Source organism: Paraburkholderia ferrariae NBRC 106233 (assembly GCF_000685035.1).
Lineage (GTDB): Bacteria > Pseudomonadota > Gammaproteobacteria > Burkholderiales > Burkholderiaceae > Paraburkholderia > Paraburkholderia ferrariae.
On sequence record NZ_BAYB01000028.1, the window covers coordinates 78597 to 103566 of the forward strand.

General features: G+C 67.0%; 29 protein-coding genes, 2 pseudogenes and 1 riboswitch. Of the genes and pseudogenes, 2 read left to right on the forward strand and 29 right to left on the reverse strand.

Annotation, left to right across the window (positions count from 1 at the left end; genetic code table 11):
- Positions 1-155: 155 nt before the first annotated feature.
- The 29 genes and pseudogenes from tatC to BFE01S_RS26535 all read right to left on the reverse strand — a co-directional run bounded on the left by tatC (position 156) and on the right by BFE01S_RS26535 (position 21691).
- Entirely contained in the window at positions 156-938 is a 783-nt protein-coding gene (gene tatC, locus BFE01S_RS26400) for a twin-arginine translocase subunit TatC (RefSeq protein WP_028228088.1), read from the reverse strand.
- A 40-nt stretch (positions 939-978) separates the two neighbouring features.
- Positions 979-1161: pseudogene (gene tatB / locus BFE01S_RS46615) on the reverse strand (Sec-independent protein translocase protein TatB); the annotation flags it as partial.
- Between the two features lie 86 nt (positions 1162-1247).
- Positions 1248-1524, reverse strand: a pseudogene (tatB, locus tag BFE01S_RS46620) (Sec-independent protein translocase protein TatB); the annotation flags it as partial.
- Between the two features lie 43 nt (positions 1525-1567).
- A complete protein-coding gene (gene tatA, locus BFE01S_RS26410) occupies positions 1568-1810 on the reverse strand; it encodes a Sec-independent protein translocase subunit TatA (RefSeq protein WP_028228090.1) in 243 nt (80 codons plus the stop codon).
- Positions 1811-1963: 153 nt separating this feature from the next.
- Entirely contained in the window at positions 1964-2332 is a 369-nt protein-coding gene (locus BFE01S_RS26415) for a histidine triad nucleotide-binding protein (RefSeq protein WP_028228091.1), read from the reverse strand.
- Positions 2333-2369: 37 nt separating this feature from the next.
- Positions 2370-2762, reverse strand: coding sequence for a DUF4870 family protein (locus BFE01S_RS26420; RefSeq protein WP_028228092.1), 393 nt, complete (start codon positions 2760-2762; stop codon positions 2370-2372).
- Positions 2763-2918: 156 nt separating this feature from the next.
- The gene (locus BFE01S_RS26425; RefSeq protein ID WP_028228093.1) at positions 2919-3287 is read right to left on the reverse strand and encodes a phosphoribosyl-ATP diphosphatase; all 369 of its coding nucleotides are present in this window, start codon (positions 3285-3287) and stop codon (positions 2919-2921) included.
- Positions 3284-3700: a phosphoribosyl-AMP cyclohydrolase gene (hisI, locus tag BFE01S_RS26430; RefSeq protein ID WP_028228094.1), complete on the reverse strand. Its 417-nt coding sequence runs from the start codon at positions 3698-3700 to the stop codon at positions 3284-3286. Before hisI ends, BFE01S_RS26425 begins: the two co-directional genes overlap by 4 nt.
- 1 nt (position 3701) lies before the next feature.
- Entirely contained in the window at positions 3702-4505 is an 804-nt protein-coding gene (gene hisF, locus BFE01S_RS26435; RefSeq protein WP_028228095.1) for an imidazole glycerol phosphate synthase subunit HisF, read from the reverse strand.
- Positions 4506-4534: 29 nt separating this feature from the next.
- Positions 4535-5287, reverse strand: a complete 753-nt coding sequence (gene hisA / locus BFE01S_RS26440) for a 1-(5-phosphoribosyl)-5-[(5-phosphoribosylamino)methylideneamino]imidazole-4-carboxamide isomerase (protein ID WP_028228096.1) — start codon at positions 5285-5287, stop codon at positions 4535-4537.
- A gap of 185 nt (positions 5288-5472) precedes the next feature.
- Entirely contained in the window at positions 5473-6114 is a 642-nt protein-coding gene (gene hisH / locus BFE01S_RS26445) for an imidazole glycerol phosphate synthase subunit HisH (protein WP_028228097.1), read from the reverse strand.
- A 251-nt stretch (positions 6115-6365) separates the two neighbouring features.
- Positions 6366-6953 (reverse strand): imidazoleglycerol-phosphate dehydratase HisB, encoded by a 588-nt coding sequence (gene hisB / locus BFE01S_RS26450; RefSeq protein WP_028228098.1) that lies wholly within the window; start codon positions 6951-6953, stop codon positions 6366-6368.
- A gap of 48 nt (positions 6954-7001) precedes the next feature.
- Complete coding sequence (gene hisC, locus BFE01S_RS26455) at positions 7002-8078, reverse strand: histidinol-phosphate transaminase (RefSeq protein ID WP_028228099.1); 1077 nt, start codon at positions 8076-8078, stop codon at positions 7002-7004.
- 200 nt (positions 8079-8278) lie between these two features.
- On the reverse strand, positions 8279-9598 hold the full coding sequence (hisD, locus tag BFE01S_RS26460) for a histidinol dehydrogenase (RefSeq protein ID WP_028228100.1): 1320 nt from the start codon (positions 9596-9598) through the stop codon (positions 8279-8281).
- Between the two features lie 99 nt (positions 9599-9697).
- Positions 9698-10402, reverse strand: a complete 705-nt coding sequence (gene hisG, locus BFE01S_RS26465) for an ATP phosphoribosyltransferase (protein WP_028228101.1) — start codon at positions 10400-10402, stop codon at positions 9698-9700.
- Positions 10399-11661: a UDP-N-acetylglucosamine 1-carboxyvinyltransferase gene (gene murA / locus BFE01S_RS26470; protein ID WP_042338636.1), complete on the reverse strand. Its 1263-nt coding sequence runs from the start codon at positions 11659-11661 to the stop codon at positions 10399-10401. The genes hisG and murA overlap by 4 nt, the downstream gene beginning before the upstream one ends.
- A gap of 114 nt (positions 11662-11775) precedes the next feature.
- Complete coding sequence (locus BFE01S_RS26475) at positions 11776-12015, reverse strand: BolA family protein (protein ID WP_028228103.1); 240 nt, start codon at positions 12013-12015, stop codon at positions 11776-11778.
- A gap of 21 nt (positions 12016-12036) precedes the next feature.
- Complete coding sequence (locus BFE01S_RS26480; protein WP_028228104.1) at positions 12037-12792, reverse strand: ABC transporter permease; 756 nt, start codon at positions 12790-12792, stop codon at positions 12037-12039.
- A complete protein-coding gene (locus tag BFE01S_RS26485) occupies positions 12789-13715 on the reverse strand; it encodes an ABC transporter ATP-binding protein (protein ID WP_028228105.1) in 927 nt (308 codons plus the stop codon). The genes BFE01S_RS26480 and BFE01S_RS26485 overlap by 4 nt, the downstream gene beginning before the upstream one ends.
- 210 nt (positions 13716-13925) lie before the next feature.
- The gene (locus tag BFE01S_RS26490) at positions 13926-14198 is read right to left on the reverse strand and encodes an STAS domain-containing protein (RefSeq protein ID WP_028228106.1); all 273 of its coding nucleotides are present in this window, start codon (positions 14196-14198) and stop codon (positions 13926-13928) included.
- Positions 14195-14824 (reverse strand): MlaC/ttg2D family ABC transporter substrate-binding protein, encoded by a 630-nt coding sequence (locus tag BFE01S_RS26495; RefSeq protein WP_028228107.1) that lies wholly within the window; start codon positions 14822-14824, stop codon positions 14195-14197. Before BFE01S_RS26495 ends, BFE01S_RS26490 begins: the two co-directional genes overlap by 4 nt.
- 177 nt (positions 14825-15001) lie before the next feature.
- Positions 15002-15937: an MlaA family lipoprotein gene (locus BFE01S_RS26500; protein ID WP_028228108.1), complete on the reverse strand. Its 936-nt coding sequence runs from the start codon at positions 15935-15937 to the stop codon at positions 15002-15004.
- An 11-nt stretch (positions 15938-15948) separates the two neighbouring features.
- A complete protein-coding gene (mlaD, locus tag BFE01S_RS26505) occupies positions 15949-16488 on the reverse strand; it encodes an outer membrane lipid asymmetry maintenance protein MlaD (RefSeq protein WP_028228109.1) in 540 nt (179 codons plus the stop codon).
- 92 nt (positions 16489-16580) lie between these two features.
- A complete protein-coding gene (mlaE, locus tag BFE01S_RS26510) occupies positions 16581-17357 on the reverse strand; it encodes a lipid asymmetry maintenance ABC transporter permease subunit MlaE (RefSeq protein ID WP_028228110.1) in 777 nt (258 codons plus the stop codon).
- Positions 17354-18175 carry an ABC transporter ATP-binding protein gene (locus BFE01S_RS26515; RefSeq protein WP_028228111.1) on the reverse strand — a complete coding sequence of 274 codons (822 nt, stop codon included), beginning with the start codon at positions 18173-18175 and terminating at the stop codon, positions 17354-17356. Before BFE01S_RS26515 ends, mlaE begins: the two co-directional genes overlap by 4 nt.
- A 159-nt stretch (positions 18176-18334) precedes the next feature.
- Entirely contained in the window at positions 18335-19459 is a 1125-nt protein-coding gene (gene thiE, locus BFE01S_RS43440; protein ID WP_084170179.1) for a thiamine phosphate synthase, read from the reverse strand.
- The gene (locus tag BFE01S_RS26525) at positions 19459-20271 is read right to left on the reverse strand and encodes a thiazole synthase (RefSeq protein ID WP_028228113.1); all 813 of its coding nucleotides are present in this window, start codon (positions 20269-20271) and stop codon (positions 19459-19461) included. Before BFE01S_RS26525 ends, thiE begins: the two co-directional genes overlap by 1 nt.
- A gap of 50 nt (positions 20272-20321) precedes the next feature.
- Complete coding sequence (gene thiS, locus BFE01S_RS26530) at positions 20322-20519, reverse strand: sulfur carrier protein ThiS (RefSeq protein WP_028228114.1); 198 nt, start codon at positions 20517-20519, stop codon at positions 20322-20324.
- Positions 20520-20530: 11 nt separating this feature from the next.
- Positions 20531-21691 carry an FAD-dependent oxidoreductase gene (locus BFE01S_RS26535; RefSeq protein ID WP_042338640.1) on the reverse strand — a complete coding sequence of 387 codons (1161 nt, stop codon included), beginning with the start codon at positions 21689-21691 and terminating at the stop codon, positions 20531-20533.
- A 283-nt stretch (positions 21692-21974) separates the two neighbouring features.
- A riboswitch (TPP riboswitch) is annotated at positions 21975-22088 on the reverse strand.
- A 353-nt stretch (positions 22089-22441) separates the two neighbouring features.
- On the opposite strand from BFE01S_RS26535, the gene BFE01S_RS26540 reads away from it, so the two are divergent.
- The gene (locus BFE01S_RS26540) at positions 22442-24193 is read left to right on the forward strand and encodes an ABC transporter ATP-binding protein/permease (protein WP_028228116.1); all 1752 of its coding nucleotides are present in this window, start codon (positions 22442-22444) and stop codon (positions 24191-24193) included.
- A complete protein-coding gene (locus BFE01S_RS26545; protein WP_028228117.1) occupies positions 24190-24963 on the forward strand; it encodes an SDR family NAD(P)-dependent oxidoreductase in 774 nt (257 codons plus the stop codon). Before BFE01S_RS26540 ends, BFE01S_RS26545 begins: the two co-directional genes overlap by 4 nt.
- The last annotated feature ends 7 nt before the right edge of the window (positions 24964-24970 follow it).

The window sequence follows — 24970 nt, forward strand, 5'->3', positions numbered from 1 at the left end:
AAGCCCGCAAAAGACAAAGGCCGCGAACTCACCGTTCGCGGCCTTTTTTACTGGCGTGGCCTGCTGCTCGAATCGGATGGCCGCCTGGGCCACCCCAGAGCCTGAGATCGGCGGCGGCGCACTGGCTCTAGCGACTGGCCCCTAACTACTGGCCCCTAGCTGCTGGCCGCCTGGCTTTCGTCTGCGGCTTTCTCGCCGGTGCCGACGAAAATACGCGCGGCAATGATCCCGGCCTCATAAAGCACGATCAGCGGCAACGCGAGGATAAGCTGCGAGAACACGTCCGGCGGCGTCACGACGGCCGCGACAATGAACGCGCCGACGATCACGTACGGACGGATTTCCTTGAGCTTCTTCACCGTGAGCAGGTTCATGCGCACCAGCAGCACGACGACGATCGGCACCTCGAAGGTCACGCCGAACGCAAGGAACATGGTGAGCACGAAGCTCAGGTAATTGTCGATATCGGTCGTCATCTCCGCGCCCAGCGGCGCGTTGTAGTGCGCCATGACGCGGAAGATGGTCGGAAACACGACGAAGTAGGCGAACGCCATGCCGCACAGAAAGAGCGTGTAGCTGCTCGCGACGAGCGGTGCCACGAGCTTCTTCTCATGCTGGTAGAGGCCCGGTGCCACGAAGGCCCAGATCTGGTAGAGCACGACCGGCAGCGCGATCACGAACGCGACCAGCATCGTGACCTTCATCGGCACGAAGAACGAACCGGTCACGTCGGTGACGATCATCTTGCCGTCGCGCGGCAGGTTCTGCATGAGCGGGCGCGCGAGCAGCCGGAAGATGTCCGGCGCCCAGTACACGAGCCCGATAAACACGACAACGACCGCGATACCCGCACGGATGATGCGGTCGCGCAGTTCGACGAGATGGGAGATGAAGGTCTCTTCGGTACCTTCATCCTGTTTTTGCTGGGGGTCGCTCACACCGGCCCTCGATTGATGATGGACGTGCGCAAGATGGGCATCAGAAGAAACGCACCGGACGGCGCAGGCTGGCCGGCGTGTGCTGCGCGACGCGCGCCGCGCCCGACTGGACACGCGTGCGCCGCAGCGTGGCGCGCTTGTACCAGAGCGGCGCCGCAGCCTGCTTCACGCGCCAGTTCTTGCGTTTGGCCGGCGCGCCCGCGTTGACGCTGCGCCAGGAGGACGTGTCGCCGGGCACCTCGGCAACCGACTCCGCCGTCACGCCCGGCGCACCGCCTGCAATGCTCGGCGACACCGAGGTGCCGGTGGCCCACGCGTCGTTGAGTTCGGTCTCCTGCTTGCGCAGATTGTCCTGAACGGTCTTTTCGACGTTGCTCGCCGCTTCCTGGAAGTCGGTCTTCATGCGGCGCAGTTCGTCGAGTTCGATCTCGCGCGTGACTTCCGCCTTGACGTCGTTGATATAGCGCTGTGCGCGGCCAAACAGGGCCCCGGCGGTGCGCGCGACGCGCGGCAACCGCTCCGGCCCGAGCACGACCAGCGCGACGACGCCGATCAGCGCCATCTTGGTGAGACCCAGATCGAGCATGGATGGAGCTTTCCGTCAGCCTGAGGTGGGACGACCGGCCGCCTTAGCGGTAGTCGTTCGGACGCGAGGTCTTGTCCTTGGCTTCGACATCGACCGTGCCGCCGGCCGCCGGCAGTTCGCGCTTCTGGGCGTCGCCTTCGGGCGTCTCGCCGTCACGCATGCCTTCCTTGAAACCCTTCACGGCGCCGCCCAGGTCGCTGCCGATATTGCGCAGTTTCTTCGTGCCGAAGACAAGCGCCACGATCAGCAAAACGATCAGCCAGTGCCAGATGCTCAACGAACCCATGATTCCAATTCTCCTTGACCCCGTCGCCGCGCCTCATGCGCGGCAGGCAATCCGCGGTGCGCGATGGGCGCGCCGCTTTATTTGCGCCACCCCGCAGCGGGAAATGACGCGACTCGAAAATAGTGCCGGTGCAGTGTGGCGCGAGCGTGGCATTCAGCCCATGCGATGCCACGGACGCGGCCCGGCCAGCAGATGCGCGTGCAGGTGATACACCTCCTGCCCGCCGCCAGGCCCCGTGTTCACGACGGTGCGAAACCCGGTGTCGCCGCCCGTGTATGCCACGCCCAGTTCTTTCGCCAGACGCGCAACCCGCACGAACATTCTACCAAGCAGCGGCGCGTCGTTTTCGTCGCAATCCGAAAGGGTGGAAATATGCCGACGGGGAATGACGAGCACATGCGTCTGCGCCGCGGGACGGATATCGCGGAAGGCGACAAATTCGTCGTCTTCGTACACCCGGGTGCTCGGGATGACGCCGTCGGCAATCTTGCAAAAAAGGCAGGTGCTGCGGTCGTGACTCATGGTGCTCCGGGCGAAGGACGGCAGTGGGCGCGCTCGTTCAGAGCCACCCGCGCGGGTCGGCAAGCGGCTTGTTGTCGTACAGGTACAGCCACCCTTTGATGATACGGTACAACGTCCAGATTGCGACAGCCCACAGCAAGGGAATGCCGATCAGCACGATGAAGAAAGCCAGCGCGATCAGATGGCCGGCGAGGCCCAGCCAGAAGGTGCGGATCTGCCAGGTGAAGTGCTGCTCGTAGGGCGTGCCGAGCGCCTCGTCGCGCTTGAGGTAGTTCAGGATGATCGCGATCAGCACCGAAACGCCGCCCGTGAGCCAGTACACGGCATAGAGCGCGTAGAGCACGTGGGTGAAGGTGCGCAGGCTGCGCAGACGATCCGCTTCGAGCGGATCCCGAACGGTAGGAGGCGGATATCCGCCTGGCATGGACATGCTGTGCGTCTCCCAATCGGTGAATCGACAGCGGTGAATCGACAGCGGTGAATCGACAGCGGGGTGAATCGACAGCGGCTGCGGTGAGGCAGGCAGCCGGCGCGTTCAGATGCAGCGTTGCCATTGAAAACCGGGCCAGGCCGCGGGGCCGCCGGCTCAGTCGCCGCTTTCCTCGCGCTCGCGGCTCTTGCGCAGCGCTTTTTCCTCGAGCCCCGAAAGACCTTCGCGGCGCTCCAGCTCGGCCAGCACGTCGGCCGGACTCAGGTCGAAATGCGACAGCGCCACGAGGCAGTGGAACCACAGATCGGCCACTTCGCCCACCAGCGCCGTCGGCGCGCCGCCCTGGCGCACGTCCTTCGCCGCGAGCACGACTTCGGTCGCCTCTTCGCCGATCTTCTTGAGCACCGCGTCGTCGCCCTTGTGGAACAGGCGCGCGACGTAGGAAGCGTCCGGGTCGCCGCCCTTGCGGCTGTCGATCACCGCGGCGAGGCGCAGCAAGGTGTCGTGGGGGGTGGGTTGCGTCATTTGTAGATGTGTTCAGGGTCTTTCAGCACGGGATCGACGGCGACCCAGCGGCCCTCCTCCACCGTGCCTTCGAATTGCTGGAAAAAGCACGAGTGGCGGCCCGTGTGGCACGCGATGCCCGAAACCTGCTCCACCTTGAGCAGGACGACGTCTTCATCGCAGTCGAGGCGGATCTCGCGCACGTGCTGCACGTGGCCCGACTCCTCGCCCTTGAACCACAGGCGCTGGCGCGAGCGCGAGAAGTACACCGCGCGGCCCGTTTCGACCGTCTTCGCGAGCGCCTCGCGGTTCATCCACGCGAACATCAGCACGTCGCCCGTGGTCGCCTCCTGCGCGATCACGGGTACGAGACCGTTGGCGTCCCAGTTGACCTTGTCGAGCCAGGCCGCTTTTTCGATAGCGTTCGTCGTCACGTCACAACCTCACCGAAATACCCCGATCGGCCATGAAGCGCTTCGCCTCGCCCACCGTGTGCTCGCCGTAGTGGAAAATGCTCGCCGCCAGCACCGCGTCGGCGTGGCCCTTCACGACGCCGTCCGCCAGATCCTGCAGGCCGCCCACACCGCCCGAGGCGATCACGGGAATCGGCACGGCGTCGGAGACGGCACGCGTGAGATCGAGGTCGAAACCGCTCCTGGTGCCGTCGCGGTCCATGCTCGTGAGCAGGATCTCGCCCGCGCCCAGTTCGGCCATCTTGCACGCCCACTCCACCGCGTCGATGCCCGTGGCCTTGCGGCCGCCGTGCGTGAACACTTCCCAGCGCGTGGGCGCGCCGGGCGTCGCTACGCCGGGCGTCGCTACGCCGGAAGGTGCGACGCGCTTGGCGTCGATGGCGACGACAATGCACTGCGAGCCGTATTTGTCCGCCGCGGCGCGCACGAGTTGCGGATTCGCTACCGCAGACGAATTCATGCTGATCTTGTCCGCGCCCGCATTGAGCAGGCGCCGCACGTCCTCCACGGCGCGCACGCCGCCGCCCACCGTGAGCGGAATGAACACCTGCGAGGCCACCGCTTCGATGATCGGCAGGATCAGGTCGCGCTGGTCGGAGGTGGCCGTGATGTCGAGGAACGTGAGTTCGTCTGCGCCCTGGTCGTCGTAGCGGCGCGCGATTTCGACGGGGTCGCCGGCATCGCGCAGTTCGACGAAATTGACGCCCTTGACGACCCGCCCGGCGGTCACGTCAAGACAGGGGATGATGCGTTTGGGTAGAGCCATGATCTTGCCGGTGTTGCGAGTCGATGGGGTCAGGCGTCGTCCGATTCGCGCAGGCTGTCCGCGCGCGTCTGGGCCTGCGAAAAGTCCAGGTCGCCCGAATAGATCGCGCGGCCGCAGATCACGCCTTCGATGCCTTCGTCTTCCACTTCGCAAAGTGCGTCGATGTCGGCCATGTTCGACAGCCCGCCGCTCGCGATGATGGGGATCTTCACCGCACGGGCAAGGCGCACCGTGGCTTCGATGTTGATGCCCTGCAGCATGCCGTCGCGGCCGATGTCGGTGTAGATGATCGATTCGACGCCGTAGTCCTCGAACTTGCGCGCGAGATCCACCACTTCGTGGCCCGTGAGCTTGCTCCAGCCGTCGGTGGCGACCTTGCCGTCCTTCGCGTCGAGGCCGACGATGATGTGGCCCCCGAATGCCGTGCACGCTTCCTGAAGGAAGCCCGGATTCTTGACGGCGGCGGTGCCAATGATCACGTACGAAAGGCCGTCATCCAGGTAACGCTCGATGGTGTCGAGGTCGCGAATGCCGCCGCCCAGTTGCACGGGAATCTGGTCGCCCACTTCCGCGATGATCTCGCGGATGGCGTCTTCGTTCTTCGGCTTGCCTGCGAACGCGCCGTTCAGGTCGACGAGGTGCAGACGCCGCGCGCCCCGCTCGAGCCAGTGCCGGGCCATGGCCGCCGGCTCCTGGGAGAAAATCGTCGCCTGGTCCATATCGCCTTGCTTGAGGCGCACGCAGTGACCGTCTTTGAGATCGATGGCCGGAATCAGCAGCATAGCTATCGGGTGTTATCTGGGAATGGGGTTGAAAACAGCCGGCACCGGCGGAAAAAAGGCCCGATCCGACGCCGTTTCGCTAGTTTAGTACAACTCTTTCGGCGGATTGGCTGCGCAGATCGGCCTGGCAGCCACGTTGGCCGAACGGTCGATGTCTAGGCGTCGCGAGAAGCCCGCACGGGTTGTCACGGGTTCCAGTGGACGAAGTTGCGATAAAGGCGCAAACCCGCCGCGGCGCTTTTTTCCGGGTGAAATTGGGTGGCGAAGATGTTATCCCGCGCCACAGCCGAGGTAAAGGCGGCGCCGTACGGCGTTTCACCCACCGAATGGGCCGCCTCGTCGGGCACGACATAGTAGCTGTGCACAAAGTAGAAGTAGCTGCCGTCGGGCACGCCGTCCCACAGCGCATGCGAGCGCGCCTGGCGCACGCGGTTCCAGCCCATCTGCGGCACCTTGAAGCGCGAGCCGTCGTCCTGCAGCCGGCCTTCCAGTTCGAAACGCACGACCTTGCCGGGCAAAAGGCCGAGGCCCTTCGTGTCGCCTTCGGCGCTCCAGTCGAACAGCATCTGCTCGCCCACGCACACGCCCATCAGCGGCTTGGTGCGCGATGCCTCGATCACGGCGTCCTGCAGGCCGGATTCGGCGAGCGAGCGCATGCAGTCGGGCATCGCGCCCTGGCCCGGCAGCACCACGCGGTCGGCCGCGCGGATCGCCTCGGGACGCTCGACGATGGCCACCTCGGCTTCCGGCGCAGCCTGCTTCAGCGCCTGAGCCACCGAGCGCAGGTTGCCCATCCCATAATCCACAATCGCAATTGAAGTCTTCATCTCGAATCGGGCCGCGCAGGCCCTGCTCCTGGCATTACTTCGCTTTAAGTCGTCACGCTTTAAGCCACCTGACGTGCCTCAAACGGCGCCGCCCCATGCGGAGCGCTTTCCACGCCGGCCCACGCCCGTCATCCAATCCTCACACCTGAACGGCCAGACATCGGCGCAAAGGCGCGCCGCCGGGCGTGCCACGGAAACGCAACGCCCGCCGTCGCTCGTTTCGCCAGTCGTCGCCCAGGTTGAGTTGCGGATTAAAGGCTGCCTTTCGTGGACGGAATCTTGCCCGCCGCGCGCTCGTCAAGCTCGGCGGCCTGGCGCAGCGCGCGCCCGAACGCCTTGAACACGGTTTCCATCTGATGGTGGGCGTTCAGCCCGCGCAGATTGTCGATGTGGAGCGTCACGCCCGCGTGGTTGACGAAGCCGCGGAAGAACTCGATCGACAGATCGACGTCGAACGTGCCGATGCGCGCGCGCGTGAACGGCACGTGGAACTCGAGGCCCGGACGGCCCGAGAAGTCGATCACGACACGCGAGAGCGCTTCGTCGAGCGGCACGTAGGCATGGCCGTAGCGGCGGATGCCCTTCTTGTCGCCGATCGCCTGCGCCACGGCCTGGCCGAGCGTGATGCCGACGTCTTCCACCGTATGGTGGTCGTCGATATGGGTGTCGCCATGCGCTTCGATTTCCAGGTCGATCAGACCGTGTCGTGCGATCTGGTCGAGCATGTGATCGAGAAACGGCACGCCGGTCGCGAGCTTCTGCTCGCCGGTGCCGTCCAGATTGATCTTCACGCGGATTTGCGTTTCGCTGGTGTTGCGAACGACTTGCGCGACGCGCATGGCAATTTCCTTCAAACAGCCCGTGACAGGAGAGTTAGAGAACGAAGCTCACTTCAGGACGAGCTTCAGCGCGGCGAGGAGCTGCGCGTTTTCGTCGGGTGTCCCGACCGTCAGGCGAACACAATTCGCCAGCAATGGGTGCATTTTACTCACGTTTTTGATCAGCATCCGCGCCGCGAGCAGCGTATCGAACACCGCGGCCGCATCCGGCACGCGCACGAGCAGGAAATTGCCGGCACTTTCGAACACCTCGGCGCCCGGCAGTTTCGCCACTTCGCCCGCCAGCACGGCACGTTCGGCGCGCAGTTGCGCGGCCTGCGCGTCGAGCACATCCACGTGATCGAGCAGGAAATTCGCGGCCGCCTGCGTGAGCACGTTGATGTTGTACGGCGGGCGCACCTTGTCGAATTCGTTGAGCCACGAGGGGCGCCCGGCCAGATAGCCGAGGCGGATACCCGCGAGTCCGAGCTTCGACATGGTGCGCATCACCACCACGTTGTCGAACTCGCCCGCGCGCGGCATCCAGCTTTTTTGCGCGAACGGCTGGTAGGCCTCGTCGATCACCACGAGTCCCTGCGCCGCCTGCGCGGCCGCGATGATGCGCTCGATATCGGCGTCGTCGAACAGCGTGCCCGTGGGGTTGTTCGGGTAGGCGAGCCAGATCACGGCGGGGCGGTGCGCGGCGATGGCCGCGAGCACGGCGTCGGCGTCGAGCGCGAAGTCGGCGCGCAGCGGCACGTCCACGAACGCGACCTGCGCGAACTTCGCCGACATCGCATACATCACGAAGCCCGGCACCGGCGCGAGCACTTTCGCGCCCGGCTTCGCGCATGCCGTCGTAATCATGCTGATGATCTCGTCCGAGCCGTTGCCGAGCAGCACGTCGCAGTCGGCCGGCACGCCCATGACGGCCTTGAGCTTCGCGATGAGGGCTTCGGGGCGCGGCGCCGGATAGCGGTTGAGCGCCACGCCCGCCAGATGCTCGCCCAGTTGCGCCGCGAGGCCGGCCGGCAGCGCGAACGGGTTTTCCATGGCGTCGAGCTTCACGAAGCCGGTGGCCTCGGGCACCGGATAGCTCGTCATCGCGAGAACGTCGGGGCGCAGGATATCGTGTGGTGTGGTCATGTCGGATGGGCGGCGCCTGGGAGGCGCACCGGCCTCTATCGGGCGGCTTCGAAGCCGCGCTGGTTATCGCAACTGTCTCGTGGGTCGTTCGTTTGCCGTGGGGCGCGCCGGCCCGGCATGCCGGAACAAGGGCGGCGCGCAGGCGCCTCTCCGGCCCGCCCGGCCTGCCTTCGCCGGACGCGCCGAAGCAAGCGCGTGGCTCAGAGCGGCTTCATCCGGTATTCGGCGCTGCGCGCATGCGCCTGCAGGCCCTCGCCATAGGCGAGTTCCGCGGCGATTTCGCCGAGCGTCTGCGCACCTTCCGCGCTGACCTCGATGACGCTCGAGCGCTTGAGGAAATCATAGACGCCGAGCGGCGACGAGAAACGTGCGGTACGAGACGTAGGCAGCACGTGATTCGGCCCCGCGCAGTAGTCGCCGAGGCTCTCGCTCGTATAGCGGCCGAGGAAGATCGCGCCCGCGTGGCGGATTTCGTTGCCCCACTTCTGCGGCTCCAGCGCCGAGATTTCGAGGTGCTCGGGCGCGATCTCGTTGGCGATCGCGCAGGCTTCGGCCATGTCGCGCACCTTCACCAGCGCGCCGCGGTTCGTGAGCGACGTGGCGATCACGTCGGCACGCGGCATGGTCGGCAGCAGCTCGCCGATGGCCTCCTCCACGCGCGCGATGAACGACGCGTCCGGGCACAGCAGGATCGACTGCGCAAGTTCGTCGTGCTCGGCCTGCGAGAACAGGTCCATCGCCACCCAGCGCGGGTCGGTCGTGCCGTCGCACAGGACGAGGATTTCCGAGGGCCCGGCGATCATGTCGATGCCCACCGTGCCGAACACGCGGCGCTTGGCCGAGGCCACGTAGGCGTTGCCCGGGCCGCAGATCTTGTCCACGGCCGGAATGGTCGCGGTGCCGTAGGCGAGCGCCGCCACGGCCTGGGCGCCGCCGATCGTGAACACGCGGTCCACGCCGCCCAGCAGCGCCGCCGCCAGCACGAGCGGATTCTTCACGCCGTCGGGCGTGGGCACGACCATGACGATCTCGCGCACGCCCGCAACCCGTGCGGGAATCGCGTTCATCAGCACCGACGACGGATACGCCGCCTTGCCGCCCGGCACGTACAGGCCCACCCGGTCGAGCGGCGTGACTTTCTGGCCGAGCACCGTGCCGTCCGCTTCGGTGTACTGCCAGCTATGCGAGCCGCACTCGATGCGCTGCTTCTCGTGGTAGCCGCGCACGCGCGCCGCCGCCGCTTCGAGCGCCGCGCGCTGCTTGGGCTGGAGGCTCTCCAGCGCCGCTTCGAGCTCGCTCATCGGCAGCTCGAGCGACGCGACGCTCGCCGCCGAAAGCCGGTCGAAGCGGTTCGTGTACTCGAGCACCGCAGCGTCGCCGCGCGCTTTCACGTCGGCAAGAATCTGCGCCACCGAGCGCTCGATCGCCTCGTCTTCGCTCGCCTCGAACGCGAGCACCGCGTGCAGCGCCTTTTTGAAACCTCCGACGCTGGAATCGAGTTTGCGAATCGTGATAGCCATGCTGATACCCATCCGTAACGATTGTGCGCGCGGTGCCTTGAAGCCCCTCGCGCCGACGACGCCGTGTCCCGGCCGGTCTTGCCCCGCGCTTTACGTGTTTTACGTGCTTTGGCCGGCCACGTCCGCGCCGCGCCGCGACGCGCGTTCGAACGCGTCGATGAAAGGCCGCAGCGCGGCGCGCTTCAGCTTGAGCGCCGCCTGGTTCACGACGAGGCGCGACGAGATCGGCATGATCTCCTCCACCTCGACCAGATTGTTCGCGCGCAGCGTGCCGCCCGAGCTGACGAGATCGACGATCGCGTCGGCGAGGCCCACGAGCGGCGCCAGTTCCATCGAGCCATAGAGCTTGATGAGATCGACGTGCACGCCCTTCGCCGCGAAATGCTGCCGCGCGGTTTCCGTGTATTTCGTGGCGACGCGCAGGCGCGCGCCCTGGCGCACCGCGTTCGCGTAGTCGAAGCCCGCCTTCACGGCCACCGACATGCGGCAGCACGCGATGTCGAGGTCGATCGGCTGATACAGGCCGCTGCCGCCGTGTTCGAGCAGCACGTCCTTGCCCGCCACGCCGAAGTCCGCCGCGCCGTATTCCACGTAGGTCGGCACGTCGGTCGCGCGCACGATGATCACGCGCAGGTTCGGATCGGTGGTCGGCAGGATCAGCTTGCGCGAGGTCTCCGGATCTTCGGCCACCTGCACGCCCGCGGCGGCGAGGAGCGGCATCGTCTCCTCGAAAATGCGGCCCTTCGAAAGCGCGAGCGTGAGCGGCGCGCCTGCCGCCGCAGCCGGCGTCTGGACGGTGCTCATGCTGCGTTCCCCTTGATGCGCTTCACGTTCGCGCCGATCTTCGTGAGCTTCTCTTCCATGCGGTCGTAGCCGCGGTCGAGGTGATAGATGCGGTCGATCAGCGTTTCGCCTTCGGCGCACAGGCCCGCGATCACGAGGCTCGCCGACGCGCGCAGGTCGGTGGCCATGACCTTCGCGCCCGAAAGCTTCTCGACGCCCGCCACCAGCGCCGTATTGCCGTCGATGGTGATGCTCGCGCCGAGGCGGTTGAGTTCCTGCACGTGCATGAAGCGGTTCTCGAAGATCGTTTCCACCACCTGCGAGGTGCCGTCCGCCAGCGCGTTGAGCGCCATGAACTGCGCCTGCATGTCGGTCGGGAAAGCCGGGTATTCGGAGGTGCGCACGTTCACGGCGCGCGCGCGGCCGTCCATGCGCACGCGCATCCAGTTGTCGCCCTCTTCGATCGTCACGCCGGCTTCGTGCAGCTTCTCGACCACGGCATCCAGAATGCCCGGGCGCACGTGGCGCAGCATGACGTCGCCGCCGGCGGCCGCCACCGCGCACAGGAACGTGCCGGCTTCGATGCGGTCGGGAATGACCGTGTGCGTGGCGCCGTGCAGCTTATCCACGCCCTGGATCACGAGGCGGTCGGTGCCGATGCCCTCGATCTTCGCCCCCATCGCCACGAGCAGGTGCGCGAGATCGCTCACTTCGGGCTCGCGCGCAGCGTTCTCGATCACCGTTTCGCCCTCGGCGAGCACGGCGGCCATCAGCAGGTTTTCCGTGCCGGTGACCGTGATCATGTCGGTGACGATGCGCGCGCCCTTCAGGCGCTTCGCACGCGCTTCGATGAAGCCGTGCTCGATCGTGATCTCGGCGCCCATCGCCTGCAGGCCCTTGATGTGCTGGTCCACGGGGCGCGCGCCGATCGCGCAGCCGCCCGGCAGCGACACCTTCGCCTCGCCAAAGCGCGCGACGAGCGGCCCGAGCACGAGAATCGAAGCGCGCATGGTCTTCACGAGTTCGTAGGGCGCGACGAGATGAGTCACGCCCGAAGCGTCGAGCTGCACGCTGCTGCCCGCCTGTTCTGTACGCACGCCCATCTGGTTGAGCAGCTTGAGCGTGGTGCGCACGTCCTGCAGGTTGGGCACGTTCTCGAGATGAACCGGCTCCGCGCTCAGAAGGCCCGCGCACAGAATGGGCAGCGCCGCATTCTTCGCGCCGGAAACGGCCACTTCCCCCGCGAGCTTCTGCCCGCCGACGATGACGAGTTTGTCCATGCCTGAGGTTTCCTGATCGGTACGGCCTGCCTGCGGCGCCGCGGTCTTCGCTTCAGCGGTGGCGCCACTGGCGGCGCTGTCTTTGTCCTGGGTGATTCGCACTGATATTCCGGATTATGCGTTCTGCCATTCGGCGGGCGTGAGCGTCTTCATGCTGAGCGCGTGGATCTCCTCGCGCATGCGGTCGCCGAGCGCGGCGTAGACCAGTTGATGGCGCTGGATCAGACGTTTGCCTTCGAACGACGACGAGACGATGGTCGCGAAGAAGTGCTGGCCGTCGCCTTCCACTTCGAGGTGCTCGCACGCGAGCCCTGCGCCGATGTACTGCTTGACCTGTTCCGGAGTCGGCAACATGGTGAGAAGCTCCTGTCCTGCTTAGTGGCGCAGCTTGTAGCCGGTCGCGAGCAGACGCATCGCGAGCGCGGCGAGCGCCACGAAAAAGACGAAAACGATCGAGAGGCTCGCGAACGGATTCACGTCGGACAAACCGAAGAAACCGTAGCGAAAGCCGTCGATCATGTAGAAAAACGGGTTGAGCCGCGACACTTCGCGCCACACGGGCGGCAGCGTATGGGTCGAATAGAACACGCCCGAGAGGAACGTGAGCGGCATGATGAGGAAGTTCTGGAACGCGGCGAGCTGGTCGAACTTCTCGGCCCAGATGCCGGCGATGAGGCCGAGCGTGCCGAGAATGGCCGAGCCGAGCACCGCGAAGGCCACGATATAGAACGGCGCCGCGAAGCTCACCGGAATGAACCAGATCGTCACGACGAACACGCCCGCGCCGACCGCGAGCCCGCGCACGATGGAGGCGAGCACGTAAGCGCCGAACATCTCCCAGGCGGCGAGCGGCGGCAGCAGAACGAACACCAGATTGCCGGTGATCTTCGACTGGATCAGCGACGACGAGCTGTTCGCGAACGCGTTCTGCAGCACGCTCATCATCACGAGGCCGGGGATCAGGAAGCTCGTGTACTCCACGCCCGGATACACCTGCACGTGGCCGCGCAGCGCGTGGCCGAAAATCGTCAGATAAAGCAGCGCGGTGATGACGGGCGCGAGCACGGTCTGGAAAGCCACCTTCCAGAAGCGCAGGACTTCCTTGTAGAACAGCGTGCGGAACCCGCTCATGCCAGCCCCTCGATCACTTCCGGCGCGCTCATCACCTGCACGAAAACATCCTCCAGATCGGCCTTGCGGACCTCGATTTCCTCTAGCCGGCAGCCGTTCGCGCGGCACAGCGCGAGAATGCGCTCGACCTCGTCGTAATTCGCGAGGCGCAGCAGATGCTGGTGCACGTCGGCATTCGACGGATCGACTTCAAGCGCGCGCAGCTCGGCGGGCAGCACGCCTTCGGAGAAACGCAGGAAAAGCTGCGTGCCGGCGAAGCGCTGCAGGAGCGCGCTCGTGCGCTCGAGCGCCACCACCTCGCCGCGGCGCAGCATGGCGATGCGGTCGCACAGCGCTTCGGCCTCTTCGAGATAGTGCGTGGTCAGCACGATCGTGTGGCCTTCGCGGTTCAGGCGCGCGATGAACTTCCAGAGCGTCTGGCGCAGTTCGACGTCGACGCCGGCGGTCGGCTCGTCGAGCACGATCACGGGCGGACGATGCACGAGCGCCTGCGCGACCAGCACGCGGCGCTTCATGCCGCCCGAGAGCGCACGCATGTTGACGTCGGCCTTTTCGGTGAGGTCGAGGTTCGCCATCACCTCGTCGATCCACGCGTCGTTGTTGCGCAGGCCGAAATAGCCGGACTGGATGCGCAGCGTCTCGCGCACCGTGAAGAACGGGTCGAATACGAGTTCCTGGGGCACGACGCCGAGACTGCGGCGCGCGTTGCGGTAGTCCTCGACGACGTCGTGGCCGCGCACGGCGATCGACCCTTCGTCGGCACGCGCGAGGCCCGCCAGGATGCTGATGAGCGTCGTCTTGCCCGCGCCATTCGGACCGAGCAGCCCGAAGAATTCGCCCTCTTCGACCGTGAAGCTGACGCCCTTGAGCGCCTGCAGCTCTTTGTAGCGCTTCTTGACGTTACGGATTTCTATGGCTGGCATGACTCGAGCGCCGCCCGTCTCATGGCGGTGCGGCTGTGTAAGTGCATCAATGCTGCGGGGAGACCGGGAATTGGGGGACAGCTCGTGGCGCCGTCCGGCCGCCGAGAATCCGGTGGCAATGCCCAAAAAACGGTTGATTATAGGGCAAAGTCGGAAGGCCCGACCTGGCCCGAAGAGGGGGAAGGCAACGGGCCGATGGCCCGCTGCGCGTCAATGTCGCTCGTGGAGGAGCGAATCGACGCCGTAGGCGTGCGCGAGACTCGCGAGCTTGGCGGGCAGGTTGAGGACGTCGAGCGTGGCGCCGCGCTCGCGCGCGGCGCGCTGCCATGCGATCAGCACGGCGAGCGCCGAGGAATCGAAATGCGTGAGCGGCGCGCAGTCCACGGCACTCGCGCCCTGCGCAATCCGGGCGAGACCCGCCGAGAGCGCGGCTTTCGCGCTCTCGAGGGTCAGCGTGGCGCCGGTATCGAAGCGTGTGCTCACGAGGTCTTGCCCGCGGCGAGCTGCTGGTTGCGTTGCGTGAGGAACTGGATCAGGCCGTCCACGCCGCCTTGCTGGATCTTTTCCTGGAACTGCTGCTGGTATGCCTGGATCAGCCACGCGCCGAGCACGTTGATGTCATACACGCGCCAGCCTTGCGGCGTCTTGTACAGGCGGTAGTCGAGCTCGATCGGCTGGCCGTTGTTCATGACGGTCGAGCGCACGACGACATCGGTGTCGTCCGGGTTCGCGCGGAACGGCTTGTACTGGATCTGCTGGTCGCGCACCTGGGCGAGCGCGCCCGCGTACGTGCGGATCAGGAGCATCTTGAACTGCTCGATGACCTTCGCCTGCTGATCCGGCGTGGCCGTGCGCCAGTTGCGGCCCATCGCGAGTTGCGTCGTGCGGCGGAAGTCCGTGTACGGCAGGATCTTCTCGTTCACGAGCTGGGTGATCTTGTCGAGATCGCCCGCCTGGATCGACTTGTCGCCGCGGATCTGGTCCATCACCTGCTGGGTGATGGACTTGACCATCGCGTCCGGGTCGCTGGTGTCCACGGTCTGCGCCGAGGCGACGCCCGTCATCGCAAAAAACATGGCGAAAAGCGGAAACAGAAAGAATTTTTTCATATCTCGTCCTGCGTAATGGGGAGGAAGCGCCCCGTTGGAGCCAACGATATCACGCGAGTTCCGTGAGGCTCCACCCAAGAACCGCAAAGATTCTGCGACAAGCGTTTCTGGTTGTTACGCCGGCCAGTTGCAGTGCTTTTTGTCTGATCTATGCGCGAAAAGACCCGAACAGCCGCCTCAACGCAGGCGCAGCAGCGACGGATAGCCCACGCGCGCGGGCGGCACCATCTGGTCGGCCGGCACGGTCGTATCCGAAGCGCCGGCCGGCGCAACGGCCCCCGTCGGGCCGACGAGCGGCGCCGGAGCAAGACCCGCCGCAGCGGGCGTTCCCGAAGCTGCCGTGGCCGGCGCCGCGCCCTGATCGACATCCTCGTACTTCGGCGGCGGCGCACCTTCGCCGTAGTCGGGCAGATTCGACGATGCGTCGCCCTTGCCGTCGGAAAGCTGATAGCGGCGGCGCTGCAGGTAGCCGTTGCGCACGAACGAGTACTTGTCGATGGCGGCGCCCTCGAGAATGTCGCTCGCGCCGAGCAGGTTCGCCCGCGTGCTGACCACGTTCAGGCCGTAGAGCCCCCAGCTGAGCGCCGCCGGATCGACATAGGTGAGCGGGTTGATGAAGTAGTTGCCCGCCGTGCCCACGGCGTCGCGCACCGTGCTCGGGCCGAACAGCGGCAGCACGAGGTACGGGCCGGCCGGCACGCCGTAATGGCCGAGCGTGAGGCCCAGATCCTGGTTGTGCTTGGGCAGCTTCGCGAGCGTCGCCACGTCGAACAGGCCACCGACCCCGAAGACCGTGTTGATCACGATCCGCATGATGTCCTCGACACCGTCGGCGATCTTCAACTGCAGGATGTTGTTCGCCGCGTTGTAGACGTCGCCGATGTTCGAGAAGAAGTTCGTGACGCTGTCGCGCACCGGCTGCGGCGTCACCTTCACGTAGCCCTGGGCCACCGGCTTCAGTGCGTACTGGTCCACCTTGTCGTTGAAGGTGAACATCGTGCGGTTGAGGCCCTCCCACGGGTCGTCCTTCGACGGCGTCTGTACCGTCGAGCACCCCGCGAGAGCAAACGCCGCCACACCGATCGCGGCCGCGCGCATGCGCATCGTGAACATTGTTGTTCTCCTTATTTGCCTGCCGCGCCCGAGCCCGCTTCTGCGGGCGCCGGGGCCGTGCCGCTGCCGGCCGCCGGTTTCGCAGCCCCCGAATCCGCCGCCTTGCTGTAAAGGAACTGGCTGATCAGATTCTCGAGCACGATCGCCGATTGCGTCATCGAAATGGTGTCGCCCGCCTTGAGCATTTCGGTGTCGCCGCCCGGCTCCAGACCGATGTACTGCTCGCCGAGCAGCCCCGAGGTCAGGATCTTCGCGGACGTATCCTTCGGAAACTGGTACTGCTGGTCGATATTGATCGTGACCAGCGCCTGGTAGGTGTTCGTATCGAAGCCGATCGAGGCCACGCGGCCCACCGTCACGCCCGCGCTCTTCACGGGCGCGCGCGGCTTGAGGCCGCCGATATTGTCGAACCTGAGCTTCACCGGGTAGGTGGACTGGAACGACAGCGAGCTCATGTTGCCGGCCTTCAGCGCGAGAAACAGCAGCGCAATAAAGCCCAGCACCACGAACAGGCCGACCCAGAAGTCGAGAGCATTCTTTTTCATCGTCATCCCATCAGAATCCGTTGCGGCGGCATCCGGTGCCGGCCGTCTGCTGCGGGCCGCGGCGCGCGCCGCCCAGCGCGGCACGCGCCCGGCGCGGCTTAGCTAAACATCAGTGCGGTAAGCAGGAAGTCGAGGCCCAGCACCGCGAGCGACGCGTACACGACCGTCTTGGTGGTCGCACGCGAAACGCCCTCGGGCGTCGGCTTGGCTTCGTAGCCCTGGTAGAGCGCGGTGAACGTCACGGCGAAACCGAACACGATGCTCTTGATCACGCCGTTGCCCACGTCGGTCCAGACGTCCACGCCGCCTTGCATCTGCGACCAGAACGCGCCCGCATCGACGCCGATCAGCAGCACGCCCACCACGTAGCCGCCCAGTATGCCGACCGCGCTGAAGATCGCCGCGAGGATCGGCATGGCGATCACGCCTGCCCACATGCGCGGCGCGACCACGATGCGCACGGGATCGACGGCCATCATTTCCATGGCGGTAAGCTGCTCGCCGGCCTTCATCAGGCCGATTTCGGCCGTGAGCGACGTGCCGGCGCGGCCCGCGAAGAGCAGCGCCGTGACGACCGGCCCGAGCTCGCGTACGAGCGAGAGCGCCACCAGCAGCCCCAGCGCCTGCTCGGAGCCGTAGCGGTTGAGCGTGTAGTAGCCCTGCAGGCCGAGCACGAAGCCCACGAAGAGCCCCGAAACGGCAATGATCAACAGCGAATAATTACCGACGAAGTGGATCTGCTTCGTGACAAGCCGCGGGCGCCGCAAAAGCGGAAAGAATTCGACCACGAGGCGCACGAAGAAGCGCGCCGCATGGCCGGCGCGCGCGATCTGGTCGAGCACCGCGCGCCCGAGCGAACTGATGGCGCCGATCATGAGCGGCCTCCGCCGATGCCGAAGTCCGCGGCGAGCGACTCGTTCGCCGGGTAGTGGAAACGGAACGGGCCGTCCGGCGCGCCGTCGATGAACTGGCGCACCGTGGGGTCCGTGGAAGCGCGCAGCTCGGCCGGCGTGCCCTGGGCGTGCACGCCGCCGTTGGCGAGGAAGTACACGTAGTCGGCAATCGCGAACGACTCCGGCACGTCGTGCGTGACGAGGATCGAGGTCGCGCCGAGTGCGTCGTTGAGCGTGCGGATGAGGTTTGCCGTGATGCCGAGCGAGATCGGGTCGAGGCCTGCGAACGGCTCGTCGTACATCATGAGTTCGGGGTCGAGCGCGATGGCGCGCGCGAGCGCCACGCGGCGAGCCATGCCGCCCGAGATTTCCGAAGGCGCAAGTTCGCGCGCGCCGCGCAGGCCGACCGCGTTGAGCTTCATCAGCACGAGATCGCGGATCAGTTCTTCGGGCAGGTCGGTGTGCTCGCGCAGCGCGAAGGCCACGTTCTCGAACACGGACATGTCGGTGAACAGCGCGCCGAACTGGAACAGCATGCCCATCTTGCGGCGCAGCGCGTAGAGGCCTTCGCGCGACTGCGCGCCGATATCCTCGCCATGAAACAGCACCTGGCCGCGCTGGGCGCGCACGAGCCCGCCGATCAGGCGCAGCACCGTGGTTTTGCCGCCGCCCGAGCCGCCCATGACCGCCACGACCTGACCGCGCCCGAAGCGCATGTTCAGGCCGGACAGGACGAGCCGATCTCCATAGCCGAAATCGACGTCGCGCAGCTCCAGCAGGGTCTCAGAAGATGATGGCACGTAGGCTGACAGTCTATTTACACGAAGGCGGGATTATAGGGCCATCATGAAAAAGCTGCCGTGACGCGCCCTATCCCGAATTCCGACCGGTAAGAGACGCCAACCGGCCACCCCGGCGGGACCTGGGCGCGCTGCGCCCGGCGTCCCACCGGCGGGCCATTATTGCGTAAACGCGTTGCGCAATGCAGCAACCGCGCCAGCCGGATCGGCCGCCTCGGTCACCGCGCGCACGACGGCCGCGCAGCCCACCCCCGTTGCGAGCACCTGCGGCAGCACCGCGCCGTCGATGCCGCCGATCGCCACCAGCGGCACCACGCCCTCCAGCAGCTTCACATAGCGCGCGAGGCGACGCAGCCCCTGCGGCGCCGTCGGCATGGCCTTGGTCGTGGTGGGAAAAACCGCGCCGAGCGCGACGTAGCTCGGGCGGAAGTGCAGCGCCGTCAGCATCTCGAAGTAGCCGTGCGTCGAAAGGCCGAGCCGCACGCCTGCCGCCGCCAGCGCGCCGAGATCCGCTTCGCGCAGGTCCTCCTGGCCGAGGTGCACGCCGTACGCGCCCGCGGCCAGCGCTTCCTGCCAGTGGTCGTTGATGAACACGCGGGCGTCGCCGTGCCGGCGACCGGCCGCAACGCAGCGCTCGATTTCGTGCACGAGTTGCGGCGATTTCGGCTGCTTGCTGCGCAACTGCACGGTTTGCGCGCCGTAGTCGAGCACGCGCTCCACCCAGTCGGCCGTCGGCAGCACCGGGTAGAGGCCGAGCTTCGCCGGGCACGAAGCAAACGGCTGCGCCGGCGCGGCGGGCAAGCCCAGCACGCGCGGAAAGCGCGCGATATCCACGGGCCACGCGTCGTCACGGGCCTCGTCGCCGTCGCGCCACGCGAGCGCCAGCGCTAGCGCGTCGTGCGGATCGAATCCGCAGTCGAGGAAGGCCGCCAGCGCCGGCACCCAGTCCTCGGCCAGCTCGCCTTCCAGTGCGTAGCGCTCGCCGCCCAGATGCAGCGTTACACGGGCAAGGCGGCCCGCGTTCGCATCGTCCGCGGCCGCTTCGATCACGCCCGCGCCCGCCGTCATCCAGCGCGCGATGTCCGGCAGATGCGGTGCCGCGTCGGTCGCGACAATCAGGTCGCCGCCGTTCGGCGTGTCCGGCGCGGTGAGGCAGATGCGCCACGGCGCATGCGTGGGCGGCCAGTCGCCGAGGCGCGCGCGAATGCGCTCCGCCGTGGCCGTGAGTTCGTCGGCCGGCGGCCAGAACAGTTCGCGGTCTTGCAGTCGCAGCGTTTCGGTCATCATTTGCCTCCATCCTGGTGCCAGAACGGCATGCCCACGACCGGCGTGCTCGCCACCGCCGCTTCGCGCTCGGCCATCGGCCCGGCGAGATACGCGGCGCGGCCCGCCTCCACGCCCAGCGCGAACGCGCGCGCCATCGCGTCGGGATGCGTGGCCTGCGCGACCGCCGTGTTGAGCAGCACGCCGTCGAAGCCCCACTCCATCACCTGCGCGGCGTGCGACGGCAGGCCGAGGCCCGCGTCGACGATCAGCGGCACGTCGGGCAGCCGCTCGCGCAGCACGCGCAGGCCGTACGGATTGATCACGCCCTTGCCGGTGCCGATCGGCGCGCCCCACGGCATCAGCGCCTCGCAGCCCGCGTCGAGCAGACGCCGGCCGATCACGAGGTCCTCGGTGCAATACGGCAGCACCTTGAAGCCGTCCTTCACGAGACGCGAGGCGGCCTCGATCAGGCCGACCGGGTCCGGCTGCAGCGTGTAGTCGTCGCCGATCAGTTCGAGCTTGATCCAGTCGGTTTCGAACACCTCGCGCGCCATGTGGGCCGTCGTCACGGCTTCGTTCACGGTGAGGCAGCCCGCCGTGTTCGGCAGGAGCGGCACGCCGTGGCGCTTGAGCAGGTCGAAGAAACCCGCCTCGGCGGTGCCTTCGTTCATCTGGCGGCGCAGCGCGACGGTGATCATGCCGGGGCGCCCCGCATCGATCGAATCGGAGAGCGACTGCAGCGACGGGTAGCGCGACGTGCCGAGCAGCACGCGGCTCGCGAAGGTTTCGCCGTAGAGCGTGAGCGCGTCGGCGGAGGAAGAGGTAGTCATGGCGATGAAATCCCTGGCGGTTTCGGGTCGGGCTCGCAGTGGCGCGCGGCTTAGCCGCCGGCCACCGGACTCACGACGTCGAGGCGGTCGCCCGCGTGAAGCGTGCGCGCGACGTGCTGGGCGCGCGCGACGAAGTCGCCGTTCAGCGCGACGGCATAGGGCGGACGCGCGCCGAACGCGGCCAGCGCGTCGGCAACGGTCGCCCCTTCGGGCAGTGCGAGCGGTTTCTGGTTGATCTGTATGTCCATATCGATTCTGTTTACTTCGCGTTCAGTGCTTCACGTTCGCAGTGAGCGGCGCCGTCGTGCAGCATCGCGCTCCAGCGCGAGCCGTGGCGCCAGGCTTCGAAGGCGTCCCGGTCGGCGACGCCGCCGTCGAGCAGCGCCTGCCCGCAGCGCACCGCTTCGTCGGCCACGGCGGGCGCAATCATGAAGCCGTGCCGGTACAGGCCGTTCACGCGCAAAGTCCGTGCGCCGTCCCAGATCAACGCCGGGCGATGATCGGGGAGCGTGGGGCGGCATTGCGAATTGAGTTCGAGAATGCGCGCCTCGCCGAAAGCCGGATGCACGGCAAACGCCGCGCTCAGCAGTTCGAGCGCGGAGCGCACGCTCACCGGCGACATGTCCTCGCCCTCGATCTCGGTCGCGCCGATCACGTAGAGGTCGTTCTGCTTGGGCGCGATATAGAGCGGGTAGCGCGGATGCAAGAGGCGCACGGGCCGCGTGAGCCCGATGCCGGGTGCGTGCACGCGCGCCACTTCGCCGCGGATGCCGCGCAGTGCGGGCAGGGCGGGCTTGGCGCCGAGGCCACGGCAATCGATCGTCACGCGCGCGGGCGGCAGATCGGCATCGTCTACCGGCGTGTGCCAGTGCGTTTCGACGCCCCGCTGCGCGAGGCCCGCCGCCAGCGCGTGCAGCACCTGGCGGTTATCGAGCTGGCCTTCGCCGGGCAGCAGCCAGCCGCGCGCGAAGCGCCCGGCGAGCGCCGGCTCCGCCGCGTCGAGCTCGTTGCCCGCGAGCGCGACGAAGCCCTCTTCCGCCAGCCACTGCGGCGCGTTCGCGCGCACGCGGCGTTCGAAGAGCGGCGCCTCGGTGCGATCGGCGTGATGCCAGACCACGAGCGTGCCGTTGTGCTGGAAGAACACGGGCTCGGGCAGTGCCGCGAGTATCTGCGGCCACGTTTGCAGCGACGCGACGCCGAGTTCGGTGATGAGCAGTTCGGCCACGGCGGCTTCGGCAAGCGGCGCGAGCATCGCGGCGGCCACCCATGCGGCAGCATCGGCGCCTTCAGGGCCGCCGCGCTCGTAGAGCGCGACGCGATGCCCCGCGCCGGCAAGACGCCACGCGACGAGGCGCCCGGAAAGGCCGCCGCCGAGCACGGCGAAATCGGGCATGGCAGCCGTGGCGCGCGTGCCGCTCATGATGGCACCCCGCTGCGAGCGAACGCGCGCCTGAGCGTCGCGCCGAAGCTTGCGCGAGCAACGAAGCGCGCAGCAACGCCGGCAGATGTGCAGACAGAAGCCCGGACAAACGCGCGGGCTAAATAAACTGAGGAATAGGCGGTCATCGTATCCTTTCCGTACGGCAACAGCAGACGTACCCAAGGACGAAACCGGCTGGCAAGGCCGGCCGGACAGGCGCGTGGGGCGATGGAACACGGCTCCCATGCACGCTTGCCCGGCGGGAAACTGGAAATGGATCCAGCAAGACTTTCCGGAAACTTCCCGCGCCGGTATTACCCGGATCGGGTGCGAAGGGTCTCTCTCAGCCTCACGGCGACATGCACGGCATGCCGGCGAAGCACCCCTGTTTCGTCAGCAGTCATTAGACCACAAAAGGCCCGGCGCCCGCAAACCCCGGCGGCGCGGCCCTCCCGGGCCGCGCGGGCGCGCCCGCCGGGTTCCCGTCGCGGCCCCGGCGCCCGTCAAACGCACGGCCATCCGGAGCGTCCCGTTTGGCGGGCGCCGCGCGCGCTCTGGCACAATGCCCGGAACGCTTGCGGGCCGTCCGCCGGCCGGCTGCGGTGAGACAATGGGCCGCAAAACCCAACCTCGACACAACCCCTGTTAAGCCCCGCTTAAGCGGTCGGCCACAAAATCGCAGCACCATCGTGCCGCGCCGCACGCTTTGCTTTTTTCCGGCTCCGGAGCCGGGCCAACATCGGGACGCACATGACCAACCTTTCTCCCCGCGCCACGCCGGATCAGCCTGAAAAGATCTCGGCCTGGAGCCTGATCAAACCCTACTGGGTATCCGAGGAACGCTGGGTCGCCTGGGGCCTCCTTGCCACGATCATCGTCATCAATCTGACCGTGGTGTGGATCAACGTCCGGTTCAACAGCTGGAACGGCGACTTCTACGACGCGCTGCAGAGCAAGGACGTCAAGCGTTTCCCGCATCTGCTGATGATCTTCACCGTACTCGCGTTCGCGTTCATCATCCTCGCGGTGTACGGGCGCTATCTGCGCCAGATGCTGGGCTTCCGGTGGCGTCAATGGCTCACGACGCGCTTTCTGAACGAGTGGCTCGACCAGGGCGCGTTCTACCGTATCGAGCGCGATCGTCTGGCCGACAACCCCGACCAGCGGATCAGCGACGACCTGCAATCATTCGCCAACACGACCCTCGCGCTCACGCTCGACCTGCTCTCGACGGTCGTCACGCTGATTTCGTTCATCACGATCCTCTGGTCGCTGGCGGGCGCGCTCACGTTCTCGCTGGGCGGCACGCCCATCTCGATTCCGGGCTACATGGTCTGGGCCGCCCTGCTCTACGCCGTGTTCGGCTCCTTCGTGACGCAGAAGGCCGGCCATCCGCTCGTGTCGATCAACTATCAGCAACAGAAAGTCGAGGCGGACTTCCGCTTCGGCCTCATCCGCCTGCGCGAAAACGCCGAGCAGATTGCCTTTTACGACGGCATGGACACCGAGCGCAGCAATGCGCAGGGGCTCTTCGAGCACATTCGCGAAAACTGGTGGCGCGTGATGAAGTACACGAAGCGCCTCACCTTCGTGCTGAGCTTTTACGGCCAGATTGCCATCATCTTCCCGCTCGTCGTCGCGGCGCCGCGCTACTTTGCGGGCGCCTTCTCGTTCGGCGTGCTGATGAAGATCGCCGGGGCGTTCGGCACCGTGAGCGATTCGTTCTCCTGGTTCATGAACAGTTACTCGACCCTCGTCGAATGGCGCGCCACCGTCAACCGTCTGCGCGAATTCGTGCGCGTGGTTCACTCGCCGCGCCTGAAGGAAACCGTTTCGCCCGCCACCGAACACGGCGGCATCAACCTGCACTATGTCGATGCCAACGCGCTGTCCACCGAACATCTGAAGCTGTCCCTGCCCAACGGCCTGCCGCTTTCCGAAGTGCGCGACATCGCCATCAAGCCCGGCTCGCGCTGGCTCGTGCGCGGCCCGTCGGGCGCCGGCAAGAGCACGCTGATGCGCGCGCTCGCGGGCCTCTGGCCGTTCGGCGAAGGCTCGATCGACGCCCCCGTCGATGCGCGCATGATGTTCATTCCGCAGCAAAGCTACCTGCCGATCGGCACGCTCAAGGCCGCGCTCACCTACCCGTCGCCCGCCACCGACTACAGCGACGAGGAGTGCCGCGAAGCCCTGCGCGCGTGCCGGCTCGAAGACTACGCCGATCGCCTCGACGAAGCGGCGCACTGGACGCGCGTGCTCTCGCCGGGCGAGCAGCAACGGCTTGCGGGCGCACGCGTGCTGCTGCACAAGCCCGACTACCTGTTCCTCGACGAAGCGACGAGCGCCCTCGACTCCGACAACGAAGGCCGTCTCTACAAGCTCTTCAACGAGCGCCTGCCGAAGGCGGCCATCGTGAGCGTGGCGCATCGCGAGTCGCTCGCGGCGTTCCACGACGAAACGCTCGAGATCGAGCGCATGCCCGAAGAGCGCATCGCCGCATGAGCACGGGCGCGCACGAACGGGTCGTCCTGATCACCGGCGCGGGCGCGGGTATCGGCGCTGCGCTCGCCCGGCGGCTTGCCGCGCCGGGCGTCGCGCTCATGCTGCATGCGCGCGGCGCCGACGAAGCGGCGCAGGCGCGTCTTGCCGCGGTCGCCGCGGCGTGCGCGGGCCAGGGTGCGACGTGCGCGACCGTCTGCGCCGATCTCGCCGAACCGGGCGCGGCGCGCCGCGTCGTCGAAACCACGCTGGCGCGCTTCGGCGCGCTCGACCAGTTGGTCGCCAACGCAGGCCACGCGCAGCGCCAGACGCTCGCATCGCTCGACGCCGCGGCGCTCGATGCCTCCTTCGCCGCCATGCCGGCGGCCTTCGCGGCCCTCGTGCGCGGCGCCCAGGCGGCGCTCGCCGCTTCGGCGTGCGGCCGCGTCGTGGCGCTCAGCTCGTTCGTTGCGCACCGCTACCGCGCCGACGCACCGTTCGCCGCCACCGCCGCCGCCAAGGCGGCACTCGAATCGCTCGCCAAAACCGCGGCGGCGGAACTCGCGCCGCACGGCGTCACGGTGAACTGCGTGGCGCCGGGCTATACGCGCAAGGATCAGGGCCCGACGCCCGCGAATGCCCCCGCGTGGGCCCGCGCGGCCGAGGAAACGCCGCTGGGCCACGTGGCCGAACCCGCCGATATCGCCGAACTCATCGCCTTTTTGCTCTCCCGCGCCGCCCGCCACATCACCGGCCAGGTGATCCACATCGACGGCGGACTCACACTGGGCTAGGCCGCCC

Excerpts from the sequence above, each read along its gene's own strand:
- BFE01S_RS26485 (WP_028228105.1), bottom strand. The coding sequence starts at position 13,715 with ATGCCAGCCATAGAAATCCGTAACGTCAAGAAGCGCTACAAAGAGCTG.
- hisC (WP_028228099.1), bottom strand. The coding sequence starts at position 8,078 with ATGACCACACCACACGATATCCTGCGCCCCGACGTTCTCGCGATGACG.
- BFE01S_RS26525 (WP_028228113.1), bottom strand. The coding sequence starts at position 20,271 with ATGACTACCTCTTCCTCCGCCGACGCGCTCACGCTCTACGGCGAAACC.
- BFE01S_RS26545 (WP_028228117.1), top strand. The coding sequence starts at position 24,190 with ATGAGCACGGGCGCGCACGAACGGGTCGTCCTGATCACCGGCGCGGGC.
- hisD (WP_028228100.1), bottom strand. The coding sequence starts at position 9,598 with ATGGCTATCACGATTCGCAAACTCGATTCCAGCGTCGGAGGTTTCAAA.
- BFE01S_RS26540 (WP_028228116.1), top strand. The coding sequence starts at position 22,442 with ATGACCAACCTTTCTCCCCGCGCCACGCCGGATCAGCCTGAAAAGATC.
- tatA (WP_028228090.1), bottom strand. The coding sequence starts at position 1,810 with ATGGGTTCGTTGAGCATCTGGCACTGGCTGATCGTTTTGCTGATCGTG.
- murA (WP_042338636.1), bottom strand. The coding sequence starts at position 11,661 with ATGGACAAACTCGTCATCGTCGGCGGGCAGAAGCTCGCGGGGGAAGTG.
- mlaE (WP_028228110.1), bottom strand. The coding sequence starts at position 17,357 with ATGATCGGCGCCATCAGTTCGCTCGGGCGCGCGGTGCTCGACCAGATC.
- hisH (WP_028228097.1), bottom strand. The coding sequence starts at position 6,114 with ATGAAGACTTCAATTGCGATTGTGGATTATGGGATGGGCAACCTGCGC.
- BFE01S_RS26500 (WP_028228108.1), bottom strand. The coding sequence starts at position 15,937 with ATGTTCACGATGCGCATGCGCGCGGCCGCGATCGGTGTGGCGGCGTTT.
- BFE01S_RS26495 (WP_028228107.1), bottom strand. The coding sequence starts at position 14,824 with ATGAAAAAATTCTTTCTGTTTCCGCTTTTCGCCATGTTTTTTGCGATG.
- BFE01S_RS26535 (WP_042338640.1), bottom strand. The coding sequence starts at position 21,691 with ATGAGCGGCACGCGCGCCACGGCTGCCATGCCCGATTTCGCCGTGCTC.
- mlaD (WP_028228109.1), bottom strand. The coding sequence starts at position 16,488 with ATGACGATGAAAAAGAATGCTCTCGACTTCTGGGTCGGCCTGTTCGTG.
- BFE01S_RS26425 (WP_028228093.1), bottom strand. The coding sequence starts at position 3,287 with ATGACGCAACCCACCCCCCACGACACCTTGCTGCGCCTCGCCGCGGTG.
- BFE01S_RS26475 (WP_028228103.1), bottom strand. The coding sequence starts at position 12,015 with ATGTTGCCGACTCCGGAACAGGTCAAGCAGTACATCGGCGCAGGGCTC.
- BFE01S_RS26480 (WP_028228104.1), bottom strand. The coding sequence starts at position 12,792 with ATGAGCGGGTTCCGCACGCTGTTCTACAAGGAAGTCCTGCGCTTCTGG.
- thiE (WP_084170179.1), bottom strand. The coding sequence starts at position 19,459 with ATGACCGAAACGCTGCGACTGCAAGACCGCGAACTGTTCTGGCCGCCG.
- hisA (WP_028228096.1), bottom strand. The coding sequence starts at position 5,287 with ATGCTGCTGATTCCGGCCATCGATCTCAAAGACGGTCACTGCGTGCGC.
- BFE01S_RS26415 (WP_028228091.1), bottom strand. The coding sequence starts at position 2,332 with ATGAGTCACGACCGCAGCACCTGCCTTTTTTGCAAGATTGCCGACGGC.
- hisG (WP_028228101.1), bottom strand. The coding sequence starts at position 10,402 with ATGAGCACCGTCCAGACGCCGGCTGCGGCGGCAGGCGCGCCGCTCACG.
- hisF (WP_028228095.1), bottom strand. The coding sequence starts at position 4,505 with ATGGCTCTACCCAAACGCATCATCCCCTGTCTTGACGTGACCGCCGGG.
- hisB (WP_028228098.1), bottom strand. The coding sequence starts at position 6,953 with ATGCGCGTCGCGCAAGTCGTTCGCAACACCAGCGAAACGCAAATCCGC.
- BFE01S_RS26420 (WP_028228092.1), bottom strand. The coding sequence starts at position 2,762 with ATGTCCATGCCAGGCGGATATCCGCCTCCTACCGTTCGGGATCCGCTC.
- thiS (WP_028228114.1), bottom strand. The coding sequence starts at position 20,519 with ATGGACATACAGATCAACCAGAAACCGCTCGCACTGCCCGAAGGGGCG.